Genomic DNA, 26109 nt, shown 5'->3' with positions numbered 1-26109 from the left:
AAAGGCAGGCGTCTAGGCTGTGAGCGATGACTGGGGTGAAGTCGTAACAAGGTAACTGTACCGGAAGGTGCGGTTGGATCACCTCCTTTCTAAAGCGCTTCCTCACCCACCTTGCAACACACATCCACTGTCCCCCAGCCAACGCTGGGGGACATGCTTTTGTATTCGAATCCTCACTGTAAGCGCCATGGGAAGCCCCAAGTCGCCTTGAGCCGATTCTCGCGCTGACGAGTTCGACCCTGCGTAGCGTGACGATATGCCAGAGTTGCGCCCGTACGACTACCAATATTTAAAAGAAGCCCTCAACTTGGCGAGAGAATCGCCCCAGCACGGCTCGTCGCCTGTCGGGGCGGTGCTCGTCGACGGGCAAGGCCGAGTGCTCGCGCGAGGACGCAACCGAGTGAAAGAGGCTTGGGACGTTCAAGAGCGACACATCGGCGACGCGAGCTTCGCGCACGCCGAGATGGACATCTACTTTCAGCTCGGGCGCCTCGAGAACGCCGAGGAGTACACGCTGTACACGTCGCTCGAACCTTGCCTCATGTGCGGCGGAGCGAGCGGCATGGTCGGAGTGGGCCGCATTTTGTGGGCCTGCGACGACCCGTGGGGCGGCTCGGGACGCCTGATTCGCTGGAACGAGCATCCGGCGTTCGAAAAGATCGAGGTGATTCCTCGTCCGTTCGAGGACTTGGAGCGCGAAGCCGTCGAACTCTTCGCGCCCGAAGCGCGCCGTGCTTACCCCGAAGAAGGATGGGCGGCGTGGCACGAGCGCTATCCTTACGCCGCCGAGTACGTGGACCGCGAGGACGTACAACCCTTACAAATCCAGCTGAAGGACGCTCAAGGAGCTTGATCGAACAGCAGGCGTGAAAGTGCCTCCACGTGGTCTTCAAGCTCGCGCACACCGATCGACTCGCGTACGGTGTGCGCGAGCTTTTCGTCGCCGGGTCCCCATCCGACCGTGGGCCATCCAGCTTCAGCGGTGTAGCGGCCATCCGTCGCGAACGACCAGATGCCAGGGGCTTCGCCCAGCATGAGCGGCTGCGCGTACGGAAGAACCGTCGCGACGAGCGGGTGAGATGGCGGCGTCGCGAAGCCAGGCGTGTTCTGCGTCGACCACATCGGCGGTACCTCGCCCTCGGCGGGCAGACCGTCGAGCAACTCGGCGAGCGTGGCGCGCATCTGCTCTTCGGTTTCGCTCGGACGCCAATCGAGCACGACCGTCGCCGTGTTCGGCGTGAGGTTCTCGCTTCCGGAATCGGTCGTGACTTGCGTTGGCGTGAGGGTGGAACGACCGACGACAGGGTGTGTGGGAAGTTGCACGGCCTGCACTCGACGCAGCAACTCGCCGAGCGCGAACAGGGGATTGTCGGGCAGCGACAAGCTCGCGTGGTGCGCCCGACCTGCGAGACGCACGCGCACGTGAGCGACCCCGCGGTGCCCCAACATCAAGCGATTGCCGGAAGGCTCGCCAACGATCACACCGCCGATGGGCGCGGGTGCATTCGCGACGAGGTGCGACGCGCCGCGACCGCCGATCTCCTCTTCGACGACGGCGGCGATCCACACGTCACGGCGAGGCCGCTTGCCATTTCGAAGCAGGGACGCGAGCGCGTATGTCTGCGCGGCGAGCGGCCCTTTGATGTCGACGGCGCCGCGCCCGTAGACGCGCTCGTCGTGCAAGACGCCCTCGTACGGCGGGTGGGGCCACAAGGACTCGTCCCCCTCGTGCACGTGATCGAGGTGGGTGAGCAACAGCCACGCGGGACCCTCCTCGCGGCCCTTCACGAGGCCGAGGGTGTTGCCGACCTCGTCGAGCCGAACGTCGTCGAACGCGAGGACGCGCCACTCGTCGAGAACACGCGCGGCGATGTCGTGCTCGCCCGTGGACAAGGCGTGAATGCGGATGAGGTCTTGCAGGAAGGAAATCGCGTCTTGAGGCACGAGAGGCACGGTACCAGCTTTGCCCTGGAGACGTGAAAGGACGGCCAGCGTTCGCGCTGGCCGTCCCTTGGGGCTCTAGATCAGTTGCCGCTGGCGATCGCTTGCGCTTGACCGCTTTCGAAGGTCTTCTTGAAGTTCTGCAAATCGTCCGCGATCTGCACGCTGGGTTCCTCACCGAAAAGCTTCGCGACGGCTGCGCCGAGCTGACCGGCCGGCGGGCGGTACGACAGCGCGACGTGCACGCGCGTGCTGCCGCCCGGCAAGCTCTCGAACTGCACGCTGCCCGCGTTGTCGACCGTCGCGCCCGGCAAGGAGTGCCAACCGATGCGCTCGCCCGGCTTGTCGTTCACAATCTCGGCTTCCCACTCGACGTGCGTGCCAAGAGGCGCCTTGGCGACCCAACGCGAACGGCGCTCGTCGAGCTCCGTGACGTTTTCCAAGTGGCTCATGATCTTGGGCAAGTTCTCGAGCTTGCGCCAGTACCCGTAGACTTCCTGAGCGGGCTTGTCCACAACGATGCTGTGCTCGACGAAGATCGGCTTGTTGGTGGCGCTCGTCGCCGTCGCGGTGTTCATGCCCGCCGCTTGATACGCGGGATCGTGTCCCGTCGCGCCACGGAAGATGAGGTAACTACCCGCCGCCGCGAGCACGATGCCGCCGAGACCGCCGCGCCGCAAGCCCAGCAAGGCGAGCACGCCACCGCCAAGCGCCGAGATGAGCCGTTCGTTGTTGCTGACGTTGGTATCCATGAAATGCCTCCTCCAAAAAAATCAAGCCACCGATGAAACGTACGTGGTTCCGCGCCTCGCGGTTCCCGCTCTCATGATGCTACCGCACTCATGAGAAGTAGGGCCAGAATGGCTCGAGTCTAGGCCTGAGGGAACGCGAGCGAGGTGACCGTCTCCTCAACAAAGGTTAAGCCGGGGGACCGAACGGCCCCTCGGCTTCGTGAAGATTAGCGGTCGTTGCGAGACGAGTCCGTGGAGCGTGTCGAATCGCTGGTGTTCGACGACGTCGTGTCGCTCGGCGTGGTGCCGTCCACGCCCATTCCCATGCTGTCACGGTCGAAGTCGCTTCCCAGCAAGGCCGCATCGAGGTTCGTGTTCATGGTGTCGCTCGGTTGCGCCGCGCTGCCGCCCGCACGCGGCATGGCCGCCGAGCCGCCGCTGTACGAGTTGTCGTACGCGTCCATCCCTTGCACGTCGCCGCCGTTGGCGAGGTCCGCGCTGTCGCGTCCTTGCCCGACCACGCCGCCTTCGTTCGTCATGGAGCTGTTGCCGCTCATGCCCGTCGCCGAATTCCGGTCGTCCATGCGTCCTCCCATGCCGCCCGCGCCGCTCATCATGGAGCGGTCGGTGGAGTTGTTGTCGAAGCCGCTCGCGTACGAGTCGGTCATTCCGCCAATTTGACGGTCGCCGTCGTCCATGCGTCCCGTGCCGCTCGACAGCATTCCGCTCGTGCTCGCGTCGCCCATCGGAGACGACGCGCCCGTCGTGGCGATCTCGTCGTCGCTCATGCGCGGGCCACCACTGCTCGTGAGGCTGTCCATGTCGCTCATGGCGCCCATGCCGCGGTCTTGCATGCCCGACATGCCCATCTGGCCCGTGCCGCTCGTCGCCATGCCCGCGCCGCCCAAGCTCGGGCCGCCCATCGAGCCGCCCGCGCCCAAGCCCATCCCGGTCGTGTCCGCGTCCGTACTGCCCATCGAGCTCATGCTCGACGTCGACAGGCCCGCACCTTCCGAGCCGCTCGCCATGGACCCGAGCATCGCGCCGCCACTGCCCGCCGCCATGCCGCTCATGTCCGCGTCGCGCCCCATGCCCGCCGTACCGATATGCTCGATGCCCGTCGCACCGCCCATGTCCGAAGCGCCCATCGCGCCGGACGTCGACATCATCGTGCCTTGCATGCCCGACATTCCACTTTGCATGCCTTGCTGAGCGTCGCCGCTTCCCGTCATGCCGGAGAAGGCCGCCTCGGCTTCCTCACGCGTCGTTGCCTGCCGATGCTCGCCCTGGCCGAACGCGCCGTAGTTGCCCGCTTGGGCCGCGCGGTCCATGCGCTCCTCGTCGGAAATCGCGCCGTCGTTCGTGGAACCGTCCGCGCTCATGCCGCCTTGCATGTCCGTCGTCCACTCGCGGCGCACGTCCTGCTCGCTCTTCGAGAGGTACACGGCCTTGTCGTCCACGCTCTCCACCCAAGTCATCGGAATGTAGTGATGCTGGCCGTCGGGCGAGTCGTTCCTCGTCAACTTGATAAAGCTGCCTTCGACCTTGTCGACGGTCCCGACGTGCACGCCCTTGGCGCCCATCATCTGTCCATCGCCCTTGGCGTGAACCATCATGTGCTCGCGGATGTTCTCTGAGTTCATGGCGTCCTCCGATTTCCGCGAAAAGCCCTGCTTCTCGCTGCCTCATCTTCGGCCCACTTGTCTTGACAAGCGTTAGCGCACCTCGCCGGGATGTTGAGGTGCGCTTAGAAGTGAAGAAAAGGAGAAGAGCTCAGATGTCTTCCTTGCCCGTGTCCATTCGCACGACCCTCGGCGTGAACTTCGCGACGACGTCCACGAGGTCCGCTTGGCGGGCGATAACCTCCTCGATGCGCTTGTACGCTTGCGGCGCTTCGTCCACCCCACCGCCAAGCAGCGTCACTCCGCGCTCTTCCAAGTAGCGTGTGACGGCCGCGCGATCGAGTTCCCGCTCGGCTTGCTTGCGGCCCATTTGACGGCCCGCACCGTGCGAAGCGCTCTCCAAGGCCGCCGGGTTGCCGCGCCCGCGCACCACGAAGCCCGGATCGGCCATACTGCCGGGAATGATGCCAAGCTGGCCGTGTGCGGCGGGCGTCGCGCCCTTGCGGTGCACGACGACTTCTCGTCCGTCGGAAAACCGCTGCTTCCACGCGAGGTTGTGGCTGTTGCTGACCGTCACGAGCGGCGTGACCTTGAGCGTCTGCGCGATTCGCTGATGAATGACCTCGTGGTTGGCGAGTGCGTACCGTCCGGCGAGCTCCATCGCAGTCCAGTACGCCTCGCCTTCCTCGCGGTCCAAGTCGAGCCAAGCAAGCTTGCGCGCCTCCGGATCGAGCTTCGGGTGAAGGTTCTGCGCGACCCGGGTGTAGTGCCCGGCGACTTGCGCGCCGAAGCCGCGCGAGCCCGAATGCGAGAGCAACGCGACGTACTCACCCGGTTCGAGGCCCAGGTCGGGCCGGTCAATGGTGAGCGTGCCGAACTCCACGAAGTGGTTGCCGGAGCCCGAGGTGCCGATCTGCTCGGCGGCTTTGTCTCGCAGTTGTCGCAGCAGCGGAAACTCGTCCCAGGTGTCCTCGTCGAGGACGTCGTGGTCGGGTCTGACCTTACGCTCCCACGAGCCGCCCGCGCCGAAGCGCGTGTTGCGGCGCAGCAGGCGCGCCTCCTCCTCGCGGGAGAGCTGCTCGATGGGCAGCACGCTCAATTTCATCGAGCACCCGATGTCGACGCCGACTCCATAAGGAATGACGGCGTTGTCGGTGGCGAGGACTCCGCCGATGGGCAGACCGTAGCCGAAGTGCGCGTCGGGCATCAACGCGCCCGCCACGCTTACCGGCAAGCGCATCGCCGTGTCCATCTGCGCGCGAGCACCCTCTTCGATGAGGTCTTCACCCCACTGGCGGTAGGCGAGGGGCCGGTCGCGCAAGGCGTCGGGCACTTTCGCCAGTTGCCCGAGGAGTTCGCGGGCGAGCGCGGCGTAGTCGGGATCGTCGGTGAAGCTCTCGGGATGATGCTGAACGTGCGCGAGCTCGGTGAGGACGTCGCGGTTGGTCACGCCCGTTTTCGCGCGTTCACGGGCGGCGTCGAGGGCGAGGCCGATGGCCTTGCCCCTGAAACCCAGGGCGGTGATGTCGTTTCCGTTCATGGTGGCCTTCCTGCGCCGTAGGGCGCTCCTTCAGCATGCCCGGTGCGGGATGCGTGCGGAATGGGGGAATGGCGAAGGAAGACTGGGCGATTGCGCCTACCGCATGGAAGCCCCAGCGCTTTGCACGGCTCCACGAGGAAGGTCGGCAAAGCAGGACGCTCGTCCGCGCCCAGCTCCGCGGTTCCGTCATCGGGGTCACCACCAAAATTACCGGCGCCACCACTCGTCGAGCCCGAATGTCGCCAGGGGCGTCACCCCTGCGCGTCCAAACTCGTCCACCTCGGGTTCACGGGCACAAGAAGTCCAGCAGGAACCGCACTGCCGAGGGCAACACCGCCAAGTACGCGAACGTCCCTCCGGCCAACGCATGGTGCCCGTACCGAGTACGAACGGTACGGGCACCTTCGAAAGGGCGAGCCGCACGCAGCGTCACGCTTGCCCCGAGATGTCGGGCAACGCGAGCGCTTGGTCGTCCGGCCCGTAGGTATCGCTTGCGCTCAGCGCGCCAATCCGACGGTGATGGTGGCGATGTAGCCTTTGCTGGCGTCGCCTGTGACTTTCGCCATCTGCGACGCGTACCCGTCACGGAATACCATGTCGCGCTCCAGCGACGTCCCCGTGAGGTTTCGCGAGCTCTCGCCGTACGCGGGCGTCGCGTACACGGCGCGGCACGTCGTTTCGGGCAACGCGATCTGCGAGGTCAGCACTTGGCTGCGCGCCGCCGTGGCGGACGCGACGGTCGGGAACACCTCGAAGTGAACGTGCGGCCAGCGACCCGCGTAGCAGCCCGGGAAGATCGTCGTGAACGTCAGCGTGCCGTCCTTGCCGGTCGCTTGCACGCCGCGCAGATAGTCCTCGCCGATGACGTCGGAGGTATACATGCTGTACTGCCCGTCCGCCGTGCAGTGCCACGCGTAGACCGCGTACCCGGCGAGGGGCGCGCAACTCTTGTTGACGTCCACGAGGGTCATCTTGAGGGTGAGGGGTACGCCGGCCGCTTTGTTCTTCGTACCGAGGCTCGTGTGCAAGTCGCTGCGAACGATGCCGCTGCGCGTGAGGACGTTGGTGCTTTGGCCGGACGCGCGACTTCCATCGGCGGGATACGGTCCGGCGGTCTCGGAAGGTGTGGCGGGTACGCAACTCGCGGCGTTCTGCGCGAGGGCGGCGGCGCGCGACAGGCCCATGCTGCCCGCGACGAGCGTGGCAATGCCCGCCATGCCCAGCGAGAGAACGCGGCGACGATCGACGACGGCGCGCGAAAGCATGTTCAGATCGGCCTTCAAGCCGAGGTCGTTGAAGTCGTCGAGTTGATCGTGCTCGTCGTCAGGGTACGGCAGGATGATGGGACGGTCGGTCATGGTGAAGCTCCTTGGGGGATCGATGGTGAGAGGCGAGCGAACGTGGCGGCGAAAATCGTCAAGCCTTGTCGGGATCGCTCGAAGCGGTCAGGTCGAGGTCCTGCTTGAGTTCGCGCGTACCGCGACGAAACTCGCGAATCCCCTGCCCGAGGCTCTTGCCAAGTTCGGGTAGCTTCTTCGGGCCGAAGATGACGAGGGCGACGACCACGATGACGATGATTTCCATAGGTCCGAAGTTCATGGGGCGCTCCTGTGCGAGAGATCGAGGATGGGTTCAGCGAGTGAGGCTGACAGCGGAGGCGCGACGTACCCGCTCGCGACGTTGTCGCGGGCGAGTGAAATGCCGCTCGGTCGGTCGTGAAGCGCGAGGGGTGTTCGATTCGTTTCGCCGGGCTCCTCGAAGCTTGTTGTCACTGCGTGGAGTTTGGCAGGAAGTTCTTCAAAGGATTCGAGGAGGTTGTTAAGATCGTGCGTACGCGCGGCAAGCCGAAGAGCGTGCTGCGTCACGTGGTATCGCCGACCTCAAAGGCCGTTGGGTCCAAGCCGTGCGCAAGGGAGCCAGGCGTGGTGCAGGACTGCGGGACGCGGCGCGGCGCGCACACGCATATTCGAGCCGAGGTTCAGCTTCCCAGGGAAGCTGAACCTCGGCGTTTAACGGGCTTCGCTGTTTCGCGGGTTCGTACGTCCCACGAAATCCGACAGCACCACGCTCGTACCCGTCGCGGCCGAATGGGCGGCGCCCAGACACAACGCGAGGCTGGCGAAGTTGTTCGTCGCCGACGTTTCCGCTTCTGCGCCGCCGCGCACGGCATTCGTGAATCCTGCGAGCACGCCCGCTCGGTCCGCGTGGGTGAGGCGCGGCAACGGCACGATGCGCGCTCGGCCGCCGATAGAGCGCACGATGAGGCGGTCCGCGCTGCCTCGAGAGCGATCTCCGCGGCTCGTGAAGTACACCTCGCCGAACTCGCATTCCAAGCGCCACTCGCCGCCGAGCGCCGTGGGGGGCGCGGACGTCACGAGCGTGCCCTCGTACGTCACGACCGTGCCCCCTTCGAACAGCACGGACGCCGACGCGTTGGCAGCTTCCAGGTAGGGGCTCCAAGACGGATTCCAGACACGGCAAGCCACTTCGAGCGGGCTGCGGCCCAAGACGAGGCACATGAGGTCGAAGTGGTGCGCGGCCATGTCGAACAGCAACGGATGCGGTGCGAGCGTCGCTTCCTGCCCCGGGGCGAGTGAGCGGCCACGGTCGCTGCGAAACGTGACGTGCACCGCCCCGACCGCGCCGAGGCTAGCGTCACGCACGAGCCGCGACGCCAACCTCGGCGCGGGCGCGAAGCGGTAGTACTGATTGACGGCCAAGATCAACGTGCGGGCGCGAGCGACGTGAACGAGCTCGTGCGCCTCGTCGATCGTTCTCGCGAAGGGTTTTTCCACGAGGACGTGCAAGCCGGCATCGAGCGCTTCTCGCACGTCCGTCGCGCGTCGACTTGGCTCCGACGTCACGAGGACGCCGTCCGCCTTCACGTTCGCGAGGGCGTCTTCGAGAGAATCGAAGCGGGGCGGCAAGTCGGCGACGCCCTCGAGGGCCGCGTCACTTTCCTCGGGGGCGACGCGGCCCACCCAGTGCACGTCATGGTGCGATTGGCGCAGCCACTCGCGGCGTTCGTCGCCGCCGCCGACTTGCACGAGGCGTAGCGGCTTGGACGCGTCGCGAGCGGCGCCCCGAGCGCTCGTGGCCGTCGTCGGTCGTTGTGGCGCGCTTCTCATCCGTCCTCCCGTACGCCGAACGAATCGACTTCCCCATCGGTTTCGGCTCAGCCCCGATATGACAGCATTGTAAGACGAGTCGCCTCCTCTGAACAGCCTTCGATTGGACAGGATTCTCATGGAAGCAGAGACTTTTCAGTCCGCTTCGTCCCCGAGGCCTCGCGCGTCGCCCACCTTCGCCGCGCCCGCGACAAACAAGGCGGCGCGTAACGCGTCGATGACTTCGGACAGGACGTCCACGACCGCTTCTGGACCGCGCAGGGCGGGCGCGAGCAGGGGACGCGCGATCGCCGCGACCGACGCTCCGAGCGACAAGGCTTTCGCGACGTCCAGCCCGCTTCGCACGCCGCCCGACGCCACGAGAGGCATGCCGGGAAGGTTGGCGCGCACTTCTCGCAGGGCCGTCACGGTCGGCACGCCGATCTCGGTGAGGTCGGGGTTGAGGACACGACCGAAGCGCACGACTTCTTCGACTTTCGCCCAACTCGTGCCGCCCGCGCCCGCCACGTCGATCGCCGCGAAGCCGACGTGCGCGACGCTTCTCGCGACGCGGCCGGACAAGCCGTGACCGACTTCCTTGAGCATCAGCGGGTAAGGAACGCTAGGCACGACGCTCGCGAAGCGCGCCGTGATGCCTCGCCAATTCGTGTCACCGGATGGTTGCAGCGCTTCTTGCAGCGGATTGGCGTGCAACGCGAGGGCGTCCGCGCCAACGAGTTCGATGGCGCGCGTCACGTGCTCCTCGCCGTATCCCTTGAGAAGCTGCGCCGCCCCGAGGTTGCCGATGAGCAGAATGTCGGGCGCGACGGAGCGTACGGCGAAGGTCGCGGTGGCCCGCTCGTTTTCCAGCATCACGCGTTGCGAGCCCAGCATCATGCCGATGCCGAGTGCCTGCGCGGCGATGGCGAGGTGACGATTGATGAGGCCCGCCTTCTCGGCGCCGCCCGTCATCGCGCCGATCAAGAGGGGCGCGGCGAGCCGTTTGCCGAGAAAGGTCGTGGAAAGGTCGACGTCGCCGAGGTTCAGCTCGGGCAGCGCGCGGTACGGCCAAGGAACCGTCTCGAAGCCGGTCGTCTTGGAGGTGTACAGCACGTCGTCACCGAGGCAGGCGTCGATATGCCGCAGTTTGCGCCGCGTGATGTCCTCGCTCAAATCACGCCAGCCTAACACGCGCTCAAACTGGGCGTTTGCTCAAGCTCGCCCGAAGAAGCACGCGGTGCGACCTTCACGCGCTTTTGTCGAGCCTCGCGACGCCTCGGCGTACCTTGCGAGGCAGGAGGACATCATGCCCAAACGTACCCATCTGCCGCTGCTGCTCACGGCGATTTTGTCGCTCGGAGCGGTCGCCTGCTCACCCACCGACAGCAACAAGGGAACGGCCGAGGACGGCTCGGCCAAAACGGTCGTCGATCCCGCGAACAACGGCAACAATCCCGACGCGTCCGGACAAGACACCCTCGGCTCGCCCGATGCGTCACAAGACGACGGAACCGGGCAGAACAGCGACGCGGACGTCGATTCGTCGTCCGACTCGGGCGACACCTCGTCGAACTCTTCGAGCTCCGACACGAACGCCGAGACGACCGGAACGGACATGAACGGCAGCGCCACGGGCGGCAACGACAAGACGTCGACCGATTCGTCGGGCAGCGGCAACGTCGTGAACGAGGAAGGCGGAGTCGGTAACCCCATGACCGACTCGATTTTCCGCGAGCCGAGCGGCAACAACACCGCCGACGAGAAAGTCGATCCTCAAGACGATCTCAGCACCGACGCGTCCGCGCCCGACTCGAACGACACGGACACGTCGAACACCACGACGGGCAACTGATCGTCTTTTCACCAGCGGGTGCTGGCGTCCTCGAAAGGCGTCAGCCACGCTCGGCCGTACGGCGGTAACACCAGCGTCTCGCCCAGCACCCGCCGCTCACGCGTGATGCGGTCGAGCGCGTCCGAAAGGCCTCGCGCGTGCAACGGCCAAGACGGGAGCGCTTGCGCGTGCTCGCTGAAGTTGTACGTTGCGACGAGCGTCCCGAGCGGGTGGACGCGTTCGAGCATCAAGACGTGCGGATTGGGCGAGTCGATGACGCGGCTTTCGACCGCCGCGTGAAAGTGCGGCGTGTTTCGGCGTGCCTCGATGAGGCGCTTCAGACCTTGGTACATCCGACCGGCGATCGTCGTCTCGTCATGGCGAAGCTCGGCCCGCGCCCAGTCCATGTGCGGACGGTGCACCCAGCGGTTGTCCTCGGCGTGCTCGGGAACATCGACATAGCCGTAGTCGTTGAGCATGGCGAGCTCGTCGCCCATGTACAAGAGGGGAACTCCACCGAACCCCAGCACGATCGCGTGTGCGAGCATGAGGCGCTCCAGCGCGAGGTGGACTTCGTGCTCGTCGCCGCGCTCCAGCGCGATCTCGAGGCCCGCGAGGCTCGCGCCCGACCCGCTGATGCGTCGGTCGCCCGTGCGAGGATTGTGCTGAAACACGAGACCGCGCGCGAAACTTCCGGGGAACTCGCTGCTGTAAAAGTCCGACAGGAATCGGCGGTGCCCTTCGCCCGTCACGCCGACCTTCGCCGCGTCCTCGTCTGAGATCGCCCAACCGATATCGTCGTGGCAGCGTACGTACATTCCCCACGTCGTGTTGGTCGGTTTCGGCGGAAAGGCTTTCAGCGCCGCTTCGAACAAGCGTATGTCTCTGCTGGCGAGCGACGACCAGATTTGGACCATCAGGGAGTTGTGATACGCGAGATCGCTGACTTTGCCGTGGTGCGCGCCTCGCCCGAGGTAGAACAGCAATTGCTGAGGCGCCACGATCGCCTCGGCCTTGAACGCCACGGCCGGAGCGACGATGCGCGTTACCGCGCGAAGTGCTTGCGTGATGGCGTGAACTTCCGGCTGGTTTTGGCAGTCCGTGCCCATTCGCTTCCAAATGAACGCGATGGCGTCGAGTCGGAAGACCTCGACGCCCCGGTTGGCGAGAAAGAGGATGAGGTCGGCGAATTCCAAGAACACGTCGGGATTGCTCCAGTCGAGATCCCACTGGTAGCTGTTGAAGGTCGTCCAGACCCACTGGCCGCTCTCGTCGTCGAAGGTGAAGTTGCCGGGCGCGAAGTCCGGGAAGACTTCGGGCAGCGTCCGTTCGTACTGGTCGGGCAAAGTGCGGTCGGCGAACATGTGAAAGTAGCGCTGGTACTTGGCCTCGCCTCGCCTCGCTCGCTCGGCCCATTCGTGCTCGCGCGCCACGTGGTTGAGCACGAGGTCCAAGCATAAGCTGATGTTGCTGCGCCTCAAGCGCTTGGCGAGCCGCGAAAGATCGTGCATCGACCCGAGGTCCTCGCGCACCGAGCGGTAGTCCTGCACGGCGTACCCGCCGTCGTTCGGCGCGCGGCGCGGCTTGAGAAGAGGCATGAGGTGGAAGTAGCGCGCTCCGAGTTCCTCGATGTACTCCACCTTTTCCAGCACCCCGGCGAGCGTGTCCGCGAAGCGATCCGCGTACGCCACGTACCCGATCACGTCGGGCGTTTGAAGCCAGTCGGGGGAGAGCAGGCGCTGCGAGTCGAGGCGTTTGAGATCGGCGGGCCGCTCGTGCCAGGCGTGCAGCAGGACTTCGAGCAAGCGCTCCTCCAAGTCCTCGGCGTCGGGGTACACGGCTCGCACGCCGTCGAAAAGCTGGCCCGCGTAGCGCTCGTATCGCAGTTGAAACGCTTCCAGCTCGCGGTCGTCATCGGGAAAGGCGTCACGAATGGCATTGAGGACAGAGGCGCTCAGCACGCGTTTCATGATACGAGGTTCCTCGAGGCCGAGCGCCGAATCTCCACGAAGTCTTCACGGAGGATGGTTCGGCAACGAACACGCGTCCAAGTCCGTAAGTTGAGAAGATATGAAGCGAACCTCGAACGCCCTTGCGCTCCTCGCGATGCTCGCTTTAGGCACTACGCAAGCCCAACTGCTCGAACAGGCCACGCCGCAAGAACGCGAGCTTTTGCAACGCGCCCTCGGCATTTCCGACGCCGCGCAGTTCATGCCCGGAGCCCTGCCCGCCGAAATCGAGCGCGACTTCGGGGCGAGCCTCAAGACGCTGCCGAACCTTCGCGTCATCGGCAGCGTCGTGCAAGGAGCGCCGAGCAACGCTTACGGTCCCTACATCCAGAGCCACCTCGTCACGACCGCCCGCGCGGCGCACGTCGAAGCGGTCATGACTGCCGCCTTGCGCCAGACAGGTTGGCAAGACAAGGACTCGGCGGTCGTCGCGTCGAGCCGAAACGCCTTCACGTCCGGCTCCGTTCGCGGCGTCCCGGTCACGACGTACCTCAAGGGCGAGCGCCATCTCAGCTACTTCTCCTCGGAACATCACGGAACGACGAGCGTGACCCTCTCCATGGACCGCGAGCTTTCCACCTCCACGTCGCTCGCCCTCCTTTCGAGCAGCCTCGCGCGCCCTCCGCTCGCGAACGACGGTGCCTCCAACTCCGCGCCGCCCGGCGGACGACGAACTCCCTTCGCGAACGGGTCCTTGCCACGCCTCGCTCCCCCTCCGGACGCCCGCGTGCGCGAAACAGGCTCGCGCGCCTCGACCGATTTCGCCAAGGACACCGCGACGATCTTCACCTCGGGCTCCGCCGAGCACGTCTTCGATCATTACGTCGAGGAGCTTCGTAAGGCCGGGTGGCGCCTCACCGGACGAGAAGTCCGATCGAACGGCGAGGTCGTCGCGAGCTTCGACGTCCGCTTTCAAGAGCGCGACTTGCAAGGCCGCCTGTCGATGACGTCCGAAGCGATTCAGCCGGGCCGCTTCGACGTCCGACTCGAAAGCTTCGGTCGTTGATGCGAGCTCGCGCGCCGCTTGCACGGGCGACGCCCGCCAAATGGCTGAGGCCGAGTTCCCCTTGATAGACTCTGCTGCATGACGGACGCGAAAGCAGCTCAATACGGTGTGCCCTTGCAAAGCGAGGACTTCAACGAGTGGTACAACCAGGTCGTCATCAAGGCGGACCTCGCCGACTACAGCCCCGTGCGCGGCTGCATGGTCGTCAAACCTTACGGCTACGCCGTTTGGGAACGCATCAACCGCGACATGGAGGACGCCTTCCGCGCCACCGGCCACGAGGGACTGCTCTTTCCGACGCTCATTCCCATGAACTTCATCACGAAGGAAGCCGACCACGTCGAAGGCTTCGCGCCCGAGCTGTTCACCGTCACGAAGATCGGCACGGAAGTCCTCGAGGAACCCTACGTGATGCGGCCCACCTCCGAGACGATCATCGGGCACATGTGGGCGCAGTGGCTCAACTCGTACCGCGACCTGCCCTTCTTGCACTACCAAGCGGGCGCCGTCTTCCGCGCGGAACTTCGCACGAAGCTGTTTCTTCGTACCGCCGAGTTCTACTGGCAAGAAGGCCACACGGCCCACGAAAACGAGGGAGAAGCGCGCGCCGAGGTGCTGCAGCAACTCGACCTCTACCACCGCTACTCGCGCGACGTCCTCGCCTTGCCCGTCATCCGCGGTCGCAAGACGGACTCCGAACGCTTCGCGGGCGCCGTGGAGACGTACTCCATCGAGGGCATGATGCGCGACGGCAAAGCCCTGCAAAGCGGCACCAGCCACTACCTCGGGCAGAACTTCGCGAAGGCCTTCGAAGTCAAGTTCCAAGGACGCGACCAGAAGGAGCACTACGTTCACACGACGTCGTGGGCGATCTCGAGCCGCATCATCGGCGCGATCATCATGACGCACGGAGACGACAAGGGCCTGCGCCTTCCCCCGCGCATCGCGCCCGTTCAAGTCGTCATCGTGCCCATCACCCGCAAGGACAACACCGAGGCGATGTACGCCGCCGCCGACGAACTCGCCGCCGAACTCGCCAGTGCCGGTCACCGCGTGCGGGTCGACAAGCGCGAAGGCGTCTCGAACGGCTTCAAGTACAACGATTGGGAGCTCAAGGGCGTGCCCGTGCGCATCGAACTCGGGCCGCGCGACCTAGAGGCGAGCGTCGTCGTCGTGAAAGACCGAGACTCGGACGCCAAGGAGACCGTGTCCCGCGCGGACGTCGTCGCGCACATGCAAGCGAGGCTGGAGCGCATTCAGCAGGCGTTGTACGACCGCGCCCTCGACTTCCTCGAGGAAAATACCGTCACCGTCGATACCTACGACGACTTCAAGGCCGCCATCGAAGCGGGCAAGTGGGTGCGCGCCTTTCATTGCGGCGATCCCGAAAGCGAAAAGCAGATCGCCGAGGAGACGAAGGCGAAAACGCGCAACGTGCCGATGGACGACGAGTTGTTCGGAGAGCCCGAAGAAGGCGTGTGCGTGCACACCGGGAAGCCGAGCGCGTACGGCAAGCGCGTGATTTTCGGGCGTCAGTACTGACACCTTCCTCACCCTCTGCCATTAGGGCAGAGGGTGAGGAAGGCCAAGTCACGACGACCGGTTCTCGCCGCCCGTCAACTTGTCCACCGCGTTTCCGAGCGTTTCCGAGATTCGCTGGGCGATGCCTTCTGACGAATTCGGGTCGAGATTGCTCACTCCTTTGGCCATGCCGCCGATCATCTGCTCTTTTTGAGCGAAGCCTTCGGGCATGGGCGGCGCGAGCACGGGTTCCTCGCCGAGAGGGCGGGCTTTCTCGACGCGGAACTCGCCGTTGCCGTCGAGCGACGGACCGCTCGTCCAGCGTCCTTGAGGCGTTTCGAGGTCGGGCGTGCCGGTGGAGACGAACGCGTAGCTGAAACCGCGCTGCTCCAACTCTTGAGGAAAGGAGTTGGGAATGGGCAGGGCGCCCTCGTATCCTCCGAGTTCCTCCACGACCGCGAGCCACTGCTGTTGGTGCATCGTGTCACGTGCGATGAGGAACGAGAGCATGTCTTTCATGCCCGGGTCGTCCGTCATCTGGTAGAGGCGCGTGGCGAGGACGCGTCCCGTGCTTTCGGCGGCGACGTTCGCGTACATGTCCGCGACGATGTTGCCGCTGGCGTAGACGTGCGAGGCGTTGAAGGGCACGCCGTTGGCGTTCTCGGGTAGGGCGGCCATTCCCGCCGAAAGGTAGTGGCGCGGATTCATGCCTCCCAAAACGGCCGCCACCATGGGATTGTGGTTCGCCGCTTCTTCCTTGACGGCGTTCGGAGAGCCTTCGAGGTTAAGGGCGACGGCCGTCGCCAGCATCTCGATGTGCGCGATCTCCTCGGTGCCCGTTTCCAGCAGCAGGTCGCGGTACTTTTTCGGACCGCGCGCGCCCCACGCTTGAAAGAGGTACTGCATCATGACGCGAATTTCGCCTTCGACGCCGCCGATGGCTTGCTGCAGCATCTTCGCGAAGACGGGGTTTGGTGTTTCGACGCGGACCGGATACTGCAGCTTGTTGTCGTGATAGAACATGCGCTTCCCTCACCGTGTAGTGTCGCCGCACGCGGCGCTCCTCATCTGACAAGGTGCGCGAGGGTGCGGACGCTCGAACACGATGAAGGCGACCCATTCCAGTTGTGGCGCGCGGTGAGCGGAGCGTGAGGTCGCTTGAAGCTCGTTCCTACAAGGCGCTGAACTCGAGCGCTTGGCGGTAGGCTTCGGCGGCGCGATCGACGTCGTCGAGCGTGCTGTCTCGTCCGAAGCTGAAGCGCACGGTCGCCTTGGCGTCCGCGTCCCCGAGGCCGAGGGCCTTCAGAACGTGGCTTGGAAGGGTCGTGCCCGACGAGCAGGCGCTTCCGAGACTGGCGTACACGCCCATGAGGTCGAGGTTCATCAACAACGCCTCGCCGTCCGCCCCGCTCGCCGTGACCGACAGCACCTTCGGAGAGCCGTCGACGGGATGGTTGAACGTGACGTTCGGCGCGGCTCGCAAGTGCGCTTCGAGTCGCGCGTGCAGCGCGCGCATCCTCTCGAACGTCTCGGGCCGCGCTCGGCTCGCGTCGAGCGCGGCGAGGCCCGCCGCGTACACGCCCGCAACGTTGTGGGTGCCCGCTCGCAGGCCCTTTTCCTGCCCGCCGCCGATCATCAAGGGAGGCAATTCCAAGCCGCGCCGCACGTACAGGAACCCGACTCCTTTCGGGCCTCCCCACTTGTGCGCGCTGAACGTCGCGAAGTCGGCGTTCCACTCGGCGACATTCACGCTCAGGACGCCGAGGCTTTGAACGGCGTCCGTGTGGAACAGCGCGCCGCCCTCGTGCGCGACTTCGGCGAGCCGCGCGACGTCTTGAACCGTGCCGATCTCGTTGTTCGCGTGGTGGACGCTCACGAGGAAGGTGTCGGGTCGCAACGCGTCTCGCAGCGCGTCGGGCGAGACGTGCCCGTGGCGGTCGGGCTGCAGGAAGGTCACGTCGAAGCCGCTGGCCGCCAATTCGCGGGCGGCGGCGAGGACGGCGCTGTGCTCGATGCTGGACGTGACGACGTGACCGCCGACTCTTCCTTTCGCGGCGCCCAACAGGACGTGATTGTCGCCTTCGGTGCCGCCGCTGTTCGCGAGGATCGTGAGTGGATGCGCCCCGATGGACTCGGCGAACGCGGCGCGGCCTTCCTCCAAGAACTCGCGCGCTTTCTGGCCCGCGCGGTGCACGGAAGCGGCGTTGCCGTGCAGTTGGGCCGCTTGAACGTACGCGTCGAGGGCGACGCGCGTCATTGGCGTGGTGGCGGCGTGGTCGAGGTAGACGTCAGACACGACGTCAAGTTAGCGCGTGAACGTCCCGACTTCGGTTCCGTCGACACGAACGCTGAACGTGGCGTCTCCGCGCACGGTGACTTCCCCCTCGGCCCGAGCGCCCGCGACGGCGCTCGACGGCTGCGAGAAGTCGAGGGCGCGCTCGCCGTCCGCGTCCGTCACGACGATCTGCACTGTGCCCTCGGGCAACGTGGTGGGAAAGGTGTAGTCGAGTTGCACGGCCCGCGTGGGAGCGCTGTCGACTGCGGCGTCCGGCGTGTCGTTCGTGCTGGGCGCCGTGTCACTCGGGGCGGTGGTGTCGGGCGTCGTGGCCTCCGCGGGAGGCGTCGCGTCGGGCGTGCTCGTTTCAGCAGACGTGGTCGCCGTGTCGGGCGTGCTCGTCTCGGTGGGCGTGGTGCTGGGCGTGCTCGCCTCGTCCGGCGTGGTCGCCGTGTCGGGCGTGCTCGTCTCGTCGGCGGGCGTGGAGGGCTGCTCGCTCGGCGCGGCGTCGGACGGCGTGACCGGACGGGGTTGCGGCGGCAGCGGTAGCTCCGGGACGGGCGTGGCGGGCGCGGCGACCGCCGCTTTCGCGATCGTCAGCACGACGGGCGTGCCCGCGTCGACTTTCGCGTAAGGCTTCGGGTCTTGCGCGAGCACCGTGCTCTCGGGCTTGTCGGACGTCTGCTGCACGACGCGCGTCACGACGAGCCCCGCGTTGCGAACGAAGTCGCGCGCTTGCTCGAAGGTCATGCCGCCGAGGTCGGGCAGCCACGTCTGCCTCGCTTGAATTCCGCTCGACACGAGCACGCGCACGCGCTGCCCACGCGCGATCGTGGTTCCGGCGGGCGGCAACTGCGCCACGATGCGACCCTTCTCGGTGTTCGTCGCGCCTCCGTCGACGGTGGTGACGTCACCGAGGCGCAGTTGCGCTTCCGCGAGGGCGCTTCTCGCTTGATCGAGGCTGAGGTCCTCGACGCGCGGCACGGTGAGGGGCGGCGGATCGTTCACGGTCAGCGTCACGAGCCGTCCCGTATGCAGAGACGAACCCGCCTCGGGGTCTTGCCCGATGACGCTTCCGAGGCGGGCGTCGGCTTCTTCGCCACGCGCGAAGGTCACGCGGTACCCGGCTTTCACGAGGGTGCTCGCGGCGCTTTGGGCGTCTTGGCCCGCCACGCTCGGCACGCTGCTCACCGGTGGATTGAGGTAGATCTGAGCGGCTTGCACGCCGAGATAACCCGCGCCAGCCAAGAACAGCAGGCCCGGCAGTACACCCCAGATCGTGAGGCGTCGCCTCGGCCGCTTCTCACGGCGGCGCCGAACCTTGCCGTTCGAAAGCTGCGCGAGCAGAGGAGCGTTCAGCGAGGCGACCTCTTCGGTAGAACGCTCGAGCGGGGCGAGGCGCGCGACGATGGGCGTGTTGCCTTGCATCACGATTTCGGCGTCACTCAGGGCGTAGCCGTGCCTCGCGAGCTTCTGAGCGAGTTCACCGAGCGCGTCGACGGCTTCCTCGTCTTTCGTGCCGCTCGCGAGGAAGTCGGCGAGGAGCGCGCCTTCGACCGGCTTCCACAGGGAGTAGTAGGCGCCGGGCCGCGCGACGACGTCCGCCAATCCTGCCGGGGAGAGGTCGCGCAGAGCCGCGCGGTAGCGGTGAAAGCTGGCGCGCGCGGCGGGTGTGGAGACGTCGAACCAACCGAGCCGCAACGCCTCGCCTTGGTCGCTTTTCACGGCGAGCAGTGTCTCGTCGCCCTGTCGGGAGAGTTCTCCCAGTTCTTCGTATTTGCCGTCGATCCGCGCCATTCGCGCTCAGTATATCGACCCCTTGGGATGAGAAGCGTCTAGAACCAAGCTTCATCTAGAATTTCGATGCCGTCGCGAGACACGGCGCTCAACGCGCCGAGCACCGTGACATGAACTTCGGGGTGCTGCCACAAAGGCGCCACGTCGGCGAGGGGAGCGAGCACGAACGCGCGCTCGAGCAGACGCGGGTGCGGCAGCGTGAGGTCGGGCGTCGCCATTCGCACGTCGTTCACGGCGAGCAAATCGAGGTCGAGCACCCGCGGCCCCCAGCGCTCGCGGCGCACCCGACCCGCCACACGCTCGACGTCGAGCAGCACGCTCAGCAAAGCGCGTGGCTCCAACGTCGTTCGCAAGGCCAAGGCGGCGTTCACGTACGGCGGTTGATCGGGGGGACCTCCGACCGGCGCGGTGCGGTACAGGCGCGACGCCGCCTCGACTTCACCGACCTGAGCGAGCTCGCGCCGTGCGAACCGCAAGGCTTCGACGGGCTCACCGAGGTTCGCGCCGAGCGCGATCAAGGCGAGCGACGCGCCCTGCTCGCTCCTCATTGCTCGGTCCTTCGTCTCGTCACCTCGGCGTACACGTCGCGAAAGACGCCGGAAAGCGGCGCGTGCGGCTTGTGCACGCGCACGGTCAGCTCGTCGAGCCGCGTCTGCTCGGACAAGAGACGTGCGGCGAGGCGCTCGGCGAGCACTTCGATGAGCTTATAGCGCCGATTCGTCGCCTCGTCGCGCACCGTGTCGTAGACCGCCGCGTAGTTGACCGTCGCGTCGATGTCGTCTCGAAGGTCCGTGAAGTCGAAGTGCATTTCGACGTCCACGACGAAGCGCGCACCGAACACTGCCTCCTCGTCGAACACTCCGTGCCGACCGTGAAACTCCATGCCGGACAGCACGACCGTGCCGGTCCGACCGCTCTTGACACCGCTCATGACCGGGAGTGTAGCGCCTCGTGTACGCGCAACGCTTGAACGTGGCTCGGCACGTCGTGCACGCGCACGATCGCCGCTCCGCTCGACGCCGCGTGCAAGTGCAAAGCGATCGAGCCGGGATCGCGGTCGCTCGCCTTCGGGACGTTCGCGAGGACGTCGATCATCTTCTTGCGCGACGCGCCCACCAGCACGGGGCAGCCCAGCGAGACGAGTTCCGGCAAGGCGCGCAGCAGCGCGAGGTTGTGTTCGACGGTCTTGCCGAATCCCAGGCCGGGGTCGACGGCGACGCTCGGCACGCCCGCCTGCAAGGCCGCCTCGGCACGCCTGCGCAAGAACGCCGTGACTTCGGCGGCGACGTCGTCGTAGCGAGGTTCGCGTTGCATCGTGCGCGGTTCGCCGCGCATGTGCATCACGACGGCCGGCGCTCGGCGCTCGGCGCAGAGGCGCAGCATGGCTGGCTGCCGCAGCCCCGTCACGTCGTTCACGAGGTGCGCTCCAACTTCCAAAGCCGCCCTTGCCACGCCCGGCTTCATCGTATCGACGCTGATGACGCCACGGCCTTCGCGCGTCAATCGTTCGATGATCGGCCCGACGCGTCGCCACTCCTCGTCCTCGCTCACGGGTTGCGCTCCGGGTCGCGTGGACTCGCCGCCCACGTCGAGGAATAGGGCTCCGGCGTCGAGCATGCGGCGCGCGGCGTTCAGCAGATCGTCGACTGTAGTGTAGCGTCCGCCATCGCTGAACGAATCGGGTGTCACGTTGAGGATGCCCATGACGGCCGCGCCGCGCCAAGCGAGGCGATACAAGCCGTTGTCAAGAGGTACGGCGCCGGGCACCGGAAAACCGAAGCGCAGCTCGTGCACCGCGAGCGAAGCGTCGCTCATCTCTCCTCGAAGGCCGCGTACACCCGTCCGCGCAGCGGGTAGGCGCTCACGAGGGCGGGCATGCGCTTTCCGCTGCGAAACGGAAAGAAACTTGCCTCTTCGATTGCAAGGCCCGTGCGGTAGGCCGTGTCGATCGGATGACCGCTCGGAATCGGCGTGCCCGAACTCAACGAGTAGCGCATGGACGACGTCGCCGCGCTCGCCTGCACGACGAGAGCGCCGCCCGGCGCGCCGCACACCGCGAAGATCGCGGGTGTCCGCACGAAGTCCGCAAGGGCGTAGAGCGCGACTTGCGCGCTCACCTCGGCTTTACGGGCGATGTCGGCGATGACTTGACCGGTCGCGCCGTGCCGTTCCACGCACGCGCGCAAGAGTTCGTCGGGTACGAGGATCGCCGACGCGCCGACGTTGCACAGCGTCTCGATGGCGTTTTCGAGGTCGTCGCCGTCGAAGGCGTCGTGCAAGTCCGACAGCAAGTCCTCGTCGCCCAGCAGCAAGGCGTGGCTGACTTCGTGTGCGACGGTGAAGCGCTGCCGCTCACGCGTGACGCTCGAGTTGACGAGGATGACGTTGTGATCCGGGTCGAAGGCTCCATCGCGCTCGCCGAGGTCCATGTACACGAGCTTGGCGCCGAGGTGCTCGGCGAAGGCTTCCATGTCGCGGCCTTTGAGACCTCGCGCGTAGTTCCGTGCGAGGTCGCGCATGCGCGCCTTGTGCGCTTCGAAAATTTTGACGGGAACGGCGCTCACGGGTCGGGCGCTCACGACTCCTTGAGGGCCGCGACGAGCGCCACGTACTGACCCCGCGCGTCCTCCCGCGCCGTGCCCTTGAGCCCGGCCCACGCGTCGTACTTCGCGGCGCCCACGAAGTCGAAGCCGCCGGGACGCTCTCCGGTCACGTTCCCCTCCGTGCCTTGCTTGTACAGCGCGTACAAGCGCAGCAACGTCGAGTTGTCGGGGCGCTTGGGAAGGCGTTGGGCGTCTTGGGCCGCGCGTTCGAAGACGTCTTGCATGCTCGACATGATAACCCGCTCGCTCTGTAAGCCGAATGGCGAGGTCCTGGAGCGCCCGCGTGCAGCGCTGTCCACCGAGGCTCTCGGCGGAATTCGAGGAGGTGACCGGAACGGATCGGTGAGAAAAAGCGGCCGAGCCGTGTCATCGACGGCTCGGCTGAGAGTTCGAACGGCGCGGTCAGGCGGACGAGTTCAAGCTGGAACTTGCGCTCCGGCGCTTTCGGTTTCCCACGCGAGGTCTCGCAGAACCCAGCCTGCGCCGGGAAAACGTAGTCCGTCGCGAATTTCGCGCAGCAGGAAGGCGCGAAGTTGTTCGGGCGCGTACCCTTCGGCGATAAGTTCACCGAGATTGCGCTGCCCGTCGAGAAGACGTTCGAGCGAGCCCGTCTTGAGGGCTTCGCCCGCGCGCGCCTTGGGATGGCGAAGGCGAAGCACGTGCCACGCGCTTCGGTCGGTCTTGGTGAGTTGGCCGCGCGATACGGCTTCCGCCGCTTGCTTCGCCGCGTCGAACAGGGGAATGCCCGTCGAGCGGGCGACGGCGCGTACGCTGCGCCCTTCCTCGTAAGGCGTCAAGCTGCCGCGCAGCACACGGCTGGGGCTTCCGATGATGCTGCACACGCGTTGCCACTCGTCGGCGAGGTGCGCCCAATCGCCCATAAGGCGTGAGAAGGGCTTGAGGGGCGGTCCGCCGCTTTCGTTCGAAGTGAAGACGAAGCGACCGCGATCCGGCGAGAGGGGAAGCGAAAGAACCGCGTCGATTCCCACCCAGTCGAGAATGCCGCCCTCCACGATCTCGCCGCCGACGAACGCCAAGGAGAAGGGAATGGCGCCGTCCACGTCGAGCACGCCAGTTTTTCGGCTGAAGTGCATGAGCTCGAGCACGCCGAGTAGGGGCAGATCTGCGAGGTCGCCTTGCATGTCCTCCTTACTGTAAAGGATTCCTAAAACGCTCGTGTGAGGTTATGCCACGTCGCCGCGACCTCCTCGGCGACGTCGGACGCGACGAGGCCGTACCCGTATCGTTTTGCCGCCGCGTCTCCGGCGAGGGCGTGCAAAGCGACGCCGAGGACCGCCGCGTCCGCGCCCGACAAGCCCTGCCCGAGCAGCGAGGCGATCACGCCCGACAGAACATCGCCCATGCCGCCCGTCGCCATCCCCGGATTGCCGAACGGGCAGGCGTACACGCCCTCTCGCGTAGCGACGAGCGTCGGCGCGCCCTTCAGCACGACCGTTCCGCCGAAGCGCTTTCTCAGCGCCCGGACGCTGCCGAACGGGTCGCGCGCCACGTCCTCCACGTTCCCGCTCAGCAAGCGGGCTGCTTCTCCCGGATGAGGCGTCCACACGACCTCGTCGTGCCCCAGTCCCGCCAGCTCGGGCTGCAGCGCGTCGGCATCCAGCACCGTCTTGACGCGCCACGCAAGCACCATTCGGGCCACGACCGGACCGTCCTCGCGCAGGCCCATCCCGACGGCGAGCGCGTCGGGACGCGAATCGTTCGGCAAGTCTTCCCAGCGCTCCAGGCGGTGCGGCATGGCTTCGAGGGCATGCTGCTCGATGGACGTGCGGGCGTACAGCGTGACGAGGCCGGAGCCCGCCCTGAGCGCGCCCAAGGCGCTCAAGGCGGGCGCGCCGACGTAACCGGGCGATCCGCCGAGAATCCACACGCGCCCTGCCGTTCCCTTGTGCGCGCCTTTCGAGCGGACGGGCAGCAAGCTTCGCACGGCGTTCATGTCGATGTTGCGCGCCACCGCGTGCCTTTCGAGAAGTTCGTTCGGCACCCCGAGCTCGAGCACGTCCACCTCGCCGAGATCGTGAAAAAGCAAGGCGGGCTTGGGCCCGACGAGGGCGAGGGTGAGATCTGCTTTCACGTATAAGTCGTGTTCCACGGTGTCGCTTCTCAGGCCGCTCGGCACGTCGATGCTCACGATCGTCCGCCCGCTCGCGTTCAAAGTCCGCACGATGTCGTCGAGTGGCGCGCGAAGCGGCGGCGTGAAGCCCGTGCCGAGCAAGCCGTCGAGCACGACGTTCGCGCTGGGCAAGGCTCCTCGAAGCGACTCGGGCGTCAACGCCTGCACCGACGCGAAGCTTTCGAGGCGCGTGCTCATGCGAAGGGCCAAGGGGTGCCGTGTGTCGAGCGCGAGCACTTCGACGTGCCAACCGAAGGCGAGCAGGTGTCGCGCGGCCACGAAGGCGTCGCCGCCGTTGGCGCCGCTTCCCGCCAAGATCAGCCCCGAGGGGTGTGCTCGGCGCTCGCTCGCGAAGCGCTCGTGCACGTGGCACGCGACCCTCGCGCCTGCCGTCTCCATCGTGAGCTCCAGCAAGTCGAGGCGCTCCAAGTCCTCGTCGATCGCTCGAATCGCGTCCGCGGAAAAGACGAAGGTGGACATCATCGAACCTCAGTTCTTCGAGCGGTACATCATGAAGAAGGCGAGGGCGAGGGCGCAGACGGCCAACGCGAGTTCGGGCGTGCTCACGCTGCGCGGCCCGCCTCGAACGATTCTCAGAAGAATCGGGGCCGCCAAGACGACGGCGACGATCATGACGCCCCACGCGACTTTCCTGGGGTCGACGCCGAGTTTGCCCAGACGCTCGCGGGCTTCCTCGCGGCCCGCGTCGTTCGATTGCCGTACGAGCAGCCGCTGGCTCTTCTTGAGCGCGCGGACGGACGCCGTTACCTTCTTTTGCTTGCGCAGCACGACGGCGAGGTTGTGGTGAGCGTTCGGAGCGTCGGGGTTGAGCGCCAAGGCTCGCCGGTAGTAAGCCTCGGCTTCCGACAACTCGCCGCGCTCCAAAAACAGGTTGCCGATGTTCGTGAGGGCGCGGTCGTGCCTCGGGTCGATTTCCAACGCTCGGTCGAACGAAGCGCGGGCGCTCGCTTCATCACCGAGTACGGCGTGGATGACTCCCAGAACGTTTTGGGCCTCGGCGGCTGTCGTGCGGTGGACGAACGCGGGCTCGAGCGCGACGAGCGCTTTGTCGGGATCGGCGAGGCGCGCCTCCGCGACGGCTTCCAACGCGACAATGCCTTGCGCCACGCCCTCGTCGGGCACGCTCGCTCGAAGCAGGCTCGCGTCTCGAACACCTTGCAAGTTCTCCTGATAGCGCTTCAAGGTGCGACGAGCGACGCCGTACCGTTTGGCGCGCACCTCGCGCTCCACCGTCGCGAGGTCGTCGAGGGCGGCGAGCATGTCCGCGCCCGCGCCTGCTACGCGCGCTCTCGCCGCCGCTTCGCCAAAGCGCGAGGAGCGAAGGTCGTCTTGCCAAGTCACGGGTTCGTTCACGTCGTCAAGAATAGGGCAAACGAGGCGCGGAACGAGTCCCACTGCGATTTGCCTCGGGGCGCGGCGCGTGCTTTAATGGCTCTTCGTGCCACGCTGAAGGAGGCGACATGACGCAGCAACTTTCTCTCGCCCCGGGCGACGCCATCGTGTATCCGAAGCACGGCGCGGGGTTCGTGCGGGGCCGCACGCAACGCACCGCGCTGGGCCAAACGCAGGAGTACTACGACATCGAGCTTCGCTCGACCGGAATGCAAGTTCTCGTTCCCGTCGCCAAAGCGCAGGCGCTCGGCCTTCGGCGCGTCACGCCCGAAGCGCGCATTCCCGAGCTGCTGAACTTGCTGGGCGAGCCGGATCTCGACTTGCCCTCCAGCTTTCCTCAGCGCATTCGCGTCGAGCAGGGCATCCTCGACCTCGCCGACATCGAGCAGGTCGCGCGCTTGCTCGGCACGCTCGCGCGCCGCGCCGTGCAGCGCGGCCTCGCCGACTCCGAGGGGCAGGTCATGCGAGCGTGCCGCGGCATGCTGAGCGCCGAAGTCGCCGTGTCGCTCGGGGTGCTCGAAGACGAAGCCGCCCGCTTGCTCGACGCTCGCTTGCCTTGACGCGCGAGCCTACCTCAGAAAC

At 66.2% G+C, this 26109-nt stretch carries 25 protein-coding genes and 1 rRNA gene; 6 read left to right on the top strand and 20 right to left on the bottom strand.

Going from position 1 to position 26109, the window contains the following annotated elements; translation table 11 throughout:
- Both DES52_RS17470 and DES52_RS17465 read left to right on the top strand, forming a co-directional pair.
- Positions 1 to 89: ribosomal RNA gene (locus tag DES52_RS17470) — 16S ribosomal RNA — on the top strand; the annotation flags it as partial.
- A gap of 167 nt (positions 90 to 256) precedes the next feature.
- The gene (locus DES52_RS17465; RefSeq protein WP_110888112.1) at positions 257 to 853 is read left to right on the top strand and encodes a nucleoside deaminase; all 597 of its coding nucleotides are present in this window, start codon (positions 257 to 259) and stop codon (positions 851 to 853) included.
- Here DES52_RS17465 and DES52_RS17460 read toward each other — a convergent pair.
- The 8 genes from DES52_RS17460 to fni all read right to left on the bottom strand — a co-directional run bounded on the left by DES52_RS17460 (position 841) and on the right by fni (position 10132).
- Positions 841 to 1944, bottom strand: coding sequence for a M20 family metallopeptidase (locus DES52_RS17460; RefSeq protein ID WP_170131112.1), 1104 nt, complete (start codon positions 1942 to 1944; stop codon positions 841 to 843). The two genes, DES52_RS17465 and DES52_RS17460, sit on opposite strands and share 13 nt — an antisense overlap.
- A gap of 80 nt (positions 1945 to 2024) precedes the next feature.
- Complete coding sequence (locus tag DES52_RS17455) at positions 2025 to 2693, bottom strand: SRPBCC family protein (protein WP_110888110.1); 669 nt, start codon at positions 2691 to 2693, stop codon at positions 2025 to 2027.
- 206 nt (positions 2694 to 2899) lie between these two features.
- Complete coding sequence (locus DES52_RS17450) at positions 2900 to 4315, bottom strand: DUF2171 domain-containing protein (RefSeq protein WP_110888109.1); 1416 nt, start codon at positions 4313 to 4315, stop codon at positions 2900 to 2902.
- Positions 4316 to 4445: 130 nt separating this feature from the next.
- Entirely contained in the window at positions 4446 to 5834 is a 1389-nt protein-coding gene (locus DES52_RS17445) for an RtcB family protein (protein ID WP_110888108.1), read from the bottom strand.
- Positions 5835 to 6331: 497 nt separating this feature from the next.
- Positions 6332 to 7192 carry an intradiol ring-cleavage dioxygenase gene (locus tag DES52_RS17440; protein ID WP_110888107.1) on the bottom strand — a complete coding sequence of 287 codons (861 nt, stop codon included), beginning with the start codon at positions 7190 to 7192 and terminating at the stop codon, positions 6332 to 6334.
- A 58-nt stretch (positions 7193 to 7250) separates the two neighbouring features.
- A complete protein-coding gene (locus DES52_RS17435; protein ID WP_110888106.1) occupies positions 7251 to 7433 on the bottom strand; it encodes a Sec-independent protein translocase subunit TatA/TatB in 183 nt (60 codons plus the stop codon).
- Between the two features lie 410 nt (positions 7434 to 7843).
- On the bottom strand, positions 7844 to 8962 hold the full coding sequence (locus DES52_RS17430) for a Gfo/Idh/MocA family protein (RefSeq protein WP_170131111.1): 1119 nt from the start codon (positions 8960 to 8962) through the stop codon (positions 7844 to 7846).
- Between the two features lie 135 nt (positions 8963 to 9097).
- Entirely contained in the window at positions 9098 to 10132 is a 1035-nt protein-coding gene (gene fni, locus DES52_RS17425; RefSeq protein ID WP_245901102.1) for a type 2 isopentenyl-diphosphate Delta-isomerase, read from the bottom strand.
- 115 nt (positions 10133 to 10247) lie between these two features.
- Between fni and DES52_RS17420 the strand changes: the two genes are divergently transcribed.
- Positions 10248 to 10793: a hypothetical protein gene (locus DES52_RS17420; protein WP_110888103.1), complete on the top strand. Its 546-nt coding sequence runs from the start codon at positions 10248 to 10250 to the stop codon at positions 10791 to 10793.
- 8 nt (positions 10794 to 10801) lie between these two features.
- On the opposite strand, the gene DES52_RS17415 is transcribed toward DES52_RS17420, so the two are convergent.
- On the bottom strand, positions 10802 to 12742 hold the full coding sequence (locus tag DES52_RS17415) for an alpha-amylase family protein (RefSeq protein WP_110888102.1): 1941 nt from the start codon (positions 12740 to 12742) through the stop codon (positions 10802 to 10804).
- A 100-nt stretch (positions 12743 to 12842) separates the two neighbouring features.
- Here DES52_RS17415 and DES52_RS17410 point away from each other — a divergent pair, with 100 nt between their 5' ends.
- Both DES52_RS17410 and proS read left to right on the top strand, forming a co-directional pair.
- Entirely contained in the window at positions 12843 to 13787 is a 945-nt protein-coding gene (locus DES52_RS17410) for a hypothetical protein (RefSeq protein WP_110888101.1), read from the top strand.
- Positions 13788 to 13865: 78 nt separating this feature from the next.
- Positions 13866 to 15329: a proline--tRNA ligase gene (proS, locus tag DES52_RS17405; protein WP_110888100.1), complete on the top strand. Its 1464-nt coding sequence runs from the start codon at positions 13866 to 13868 to the stop codon at positions 15327 to 15329.
- A 48-nt stretch (positions 15330 to 15377) separates the two neighbouring features.
- Here the strand turns inward: proS and DES52_RS17400 are convergent, their stop codons facing one another.
- From DES52_RS17400 to DES52_RS17350, 11 genes are all read right to left on the bottom strand, one after another.
- Complete coding sequence (locus tag DES52_RS17400; RefSeq protein WP_110888099.1) at positions 15378 to 16331, bottom strand: manganese catalase; 954 nt, start codon at positions 16329 to 16331, stop codon at positions 15378 to 15380.
- 148 nt (positions 16332 to 16479) lie between these two features.
- Complete coding sequence (locus tag DES52_RS17395) at positions 16480 to 17604, bottom strand: cysteine desulfurase family protein (protein WP_110888098.1); 1125 nt, start codon at positions 17602 to 17604, stop codon at positions 16480 to 16482.
- 9 nt (positions 17605 to 17613) lie between these two features.
- Entirely contained in the window at positions 17614 to 19308 is a 1695-nt protein-coding gene (locus DES52_RS17390) for a PASTA domain-containing protein (RefSeq protein WP_245901100.1), read from the bottom strand.
- Positions 19309 to 19418: 110 nt separating this feature from the next.
- Entirely contained in the window at positions 19419 to 19928 is a 510-nt protein-coding gene (folK, locus tag DES52_RS17385) for a 2-amino-4-hydroxy-6-hydroxymethyldihydropteridine diphosphokinase (RefSeq protein ID WP_110888096.1), read from the bottom strand.
- Positions 19925 to 20311 carry a dihydroneopterin aldolase gene (gene folB, locus DES52_RS17380; protein WP_110888095.1) on the bottom strand — a complete coding sequence of 129 codons (387 nt, stop codon included), beginning with the start codon at positions 20309 to 20311 and terminating at the stop codon, positions 19925 to 19927. Before folB ends, folK begins: the two co-directional genes overlap by 4 nt.
- A complete protein-coding gene (folP, locus tag DES52_RS17375) occupies positions 20308 to 21195 on the bottom strand; it encodes a dihydropteroate synthase (RefSeq protein WP_110888094.1) in 888 nt (295 codons plus the stop codon). Before folP ends, folB begins: the two co-directional genes overlap by 4 nt.
- Positions 21192 to 21959, bottom strand: a complete 768-nt coding sequence (locus DES52_RS17370) for an ImmA/IrrE family metallo-endopeptidase (protein WP_245901098.1) — start codon at positions 21957 to 21959, stop codon at positions 21192 to 21194. Before DES52_RS17370 ends, folP begins: the two co-directional genes overlap by 4 nt.
- The gene (locus DES52_RS17365; RefSeq protein WP_211317952.1) at positions 21956 to 22207 is read right to left on the bottom strand and encodes an acyl-CoA-binding protein; all 252 of its coding nucleotides are present in this window, start codon (positions 22205 to 22207) and stop codon (positions 21956 to 21958) included. Before DES52_RS17365 ends, DES52_RS17370 begins: the two co-directional genes overlap by 4 nt.
- A 192-nt stretch (positions 22208 to 22399) precedes the next feature.
- Positions 22400 to 23125, bottom strand: a complete 726-nt coding sequence (locus DES52_RS17360; protein WP_110888092.1) for a DUF4388 domain-containing protein — start codon at positions 23123 to 23125, stop codon at positions 22400 to 22402.
- 23 nt (positions 23126 to 23148) lie between these two features.
- A complete protein-coding gene (locus DES52_RS17355) occupies positions 23149 to 24597 on the bottom strand; it encodes an NAD(P)H-hydrate dehydratase (RefSeq protein WP_342767086.1) in 1449 nt (482 codons plus the stop codon).
- Between the two features lie 6 nt (positions 24598 to 24603).
- Positions 24604 to 25488, bottom strand: coding sequence for a tetratricopeptide repeat protein (locus DES52_RS17350; protein WP_146237347.1), 885 nt, complete (start codon positions 25486 to 25488; stop codon positions 24604 to 24606).
- A gap of 107 nt (positions 25489 to 25595) precedes the next feature.
- On the opposite strand from DES52_RS17350, the gene DES52_RS17345 reads away from it, so the two are divergent.
- Positions 25596 to 26087: a CarD family transcriptional regulator gene (locus DES52_RS17345; protein ID WP_110888090.1), complete on the top strand. Its 492-nt coding sequence runs from the start codon at positions 25596 to 25598 to the stop codon at positions 26085 to 26087.
- Positions 26088 to 26109 lie beyond the last annotated feature (22 nt).

It is taken from the genome of Deinococcus yavapaiensis KR-236 (assembly GCF_003217515.1).
In the GTDB taxonomy this organism is placed as follows: Bacteria; Deinococcota; Deinococci; order Deinococcales; family Deinococcaceae; genus Deinococcus_A; species Deinococcus_A yavapaiensis.
This window is presented reverse-complemented; position numbering and strand designations above follow the sequence as displayed.

Coding starts and splice junctions, on each gene's coding strand:
- DES52_RS17420 (WP_110888103.1), top strand. CDS start 10,248: ATGCCCAAACGTACCCATCTGCCGCTGCTGCTCACGGCGATTTTGTCG.
- DES52_RS17360 (WP_110888092.1), bottom strand. CDS start 23,125: ATGCAAGGCGACCTCGCAGATCTGCCCCTACTCGGCGTGCTCGAGCTC.
- DES52_RS17465 (WP_110888112.1), top strand. CDS start 257: ATGCCAGAGTTGCGCCCGTACGACTACCAATATTTAAAAGAAGCCCTC.
- folB (WP_110888095.1), bottom strand. CDS start 20,311: ATGAGCGGTGTCAAGAGCGGTCGGACCGGCACGGTCGTGCTGTCCGGC.
- DES52_RS17355 (WP_342767086.1), bottom strand. CDS start 24,597: ATGATGTCCACCTTCGTCTTTTCCGCGGACGCGATTCGAGCGATCGAC.
- DES52_RS17345 (WP_110888090.1), top strand. CDS start 25,596: ATGACGCAGCAACTTTCTCTCGCCCCGGGCGACGCCATCGTGTATCCG.
- DES52_RS17435 (WP_110888106.1), bottom strand. CDS start 7,433: ATGAACTTCGGACCTATGGAAATCATCGTCATCGTGGTCGTCGCCCTC.
- DES52_RS17450 (WP_110888109.1), bottom strand. CDS start 4,315: ATGAACTCAGAGAACATCCGCGAGCACATGATGGTTCACGCCAAGGGC.
- DES52_RS17365 (WP_211317952.1), bottom strand. CDS start 22,207: ATGCAAGACGTCTTCGAACGCGCGGCCCAAGACGCCCAACGCCTTCCC.
- DES52_RS17455 (WP_110888110.1), bottom strand. CDS start 2,693: ATGGATACCAACGTCAGCAACAACGAACGGCTCATCTCGGCGCTTGGC.
- DES52_RS17445 (WP_110888108.1), bottom strand. CDS start 5,834: ATGAACGGAAACGACATCACCGCCCTGGGTTTCAGGGGCAAGGCCATC.
- DES52_RS17410 (WP_110888101.1), top strand. CDS start 12,843: ATGAAGCGAACCTCGAACGCCCTTGCGCTCCTCGCGATGCTCGCTTTA.
- DES52_RS17430 (WP_170131111.1), bottom strand. CDS start 8,962: ATGAGAAGCGCGCCACAACGACCGACGACGGCCACGAGCGCTCGGGGC.
- DES52_RS17440 (WP_110888107.1), bottom strand. CDS start 7,192: ATGACCGACCGTCCCATCATCCTGCCGTACCCTGACGACGAGCACGAT.
- DES52_RS17400 (WP_110888099.1), bottom strand. CDS start 16,331: ATGTTCTATCACGACAACAAGCTGCAGTATCCGGTCCGCGTCGAAACA.
- folK (WP_110888096.1), bottom strand. CDS start 19,928: ATGAGGAGCGAGCAGGGCGCGTCGCTCGCCTTGATCGCGCTCGGCGCG.
- folP (WP_110888094.1), bottom strand. CDS start 21,195: ATGAGCGACGCTTCGCTCGCGGTGCACGAGCTGCGCTTCGGTTTTCCG.
- DES52_RS17415 (WP_110888102.1), bottom strand. CDS start 12,742: ATGAAACGCGTGCTGAGCGCCTCTGTCCTCAATGCCATTCGTGACGCC.
- proS (WP_110888100.1), top strand. CDS start 13,866: ATGACGGACGCGAAAGCAGCTCAATACGGTGTGCCCTTGCAAAGCGAG.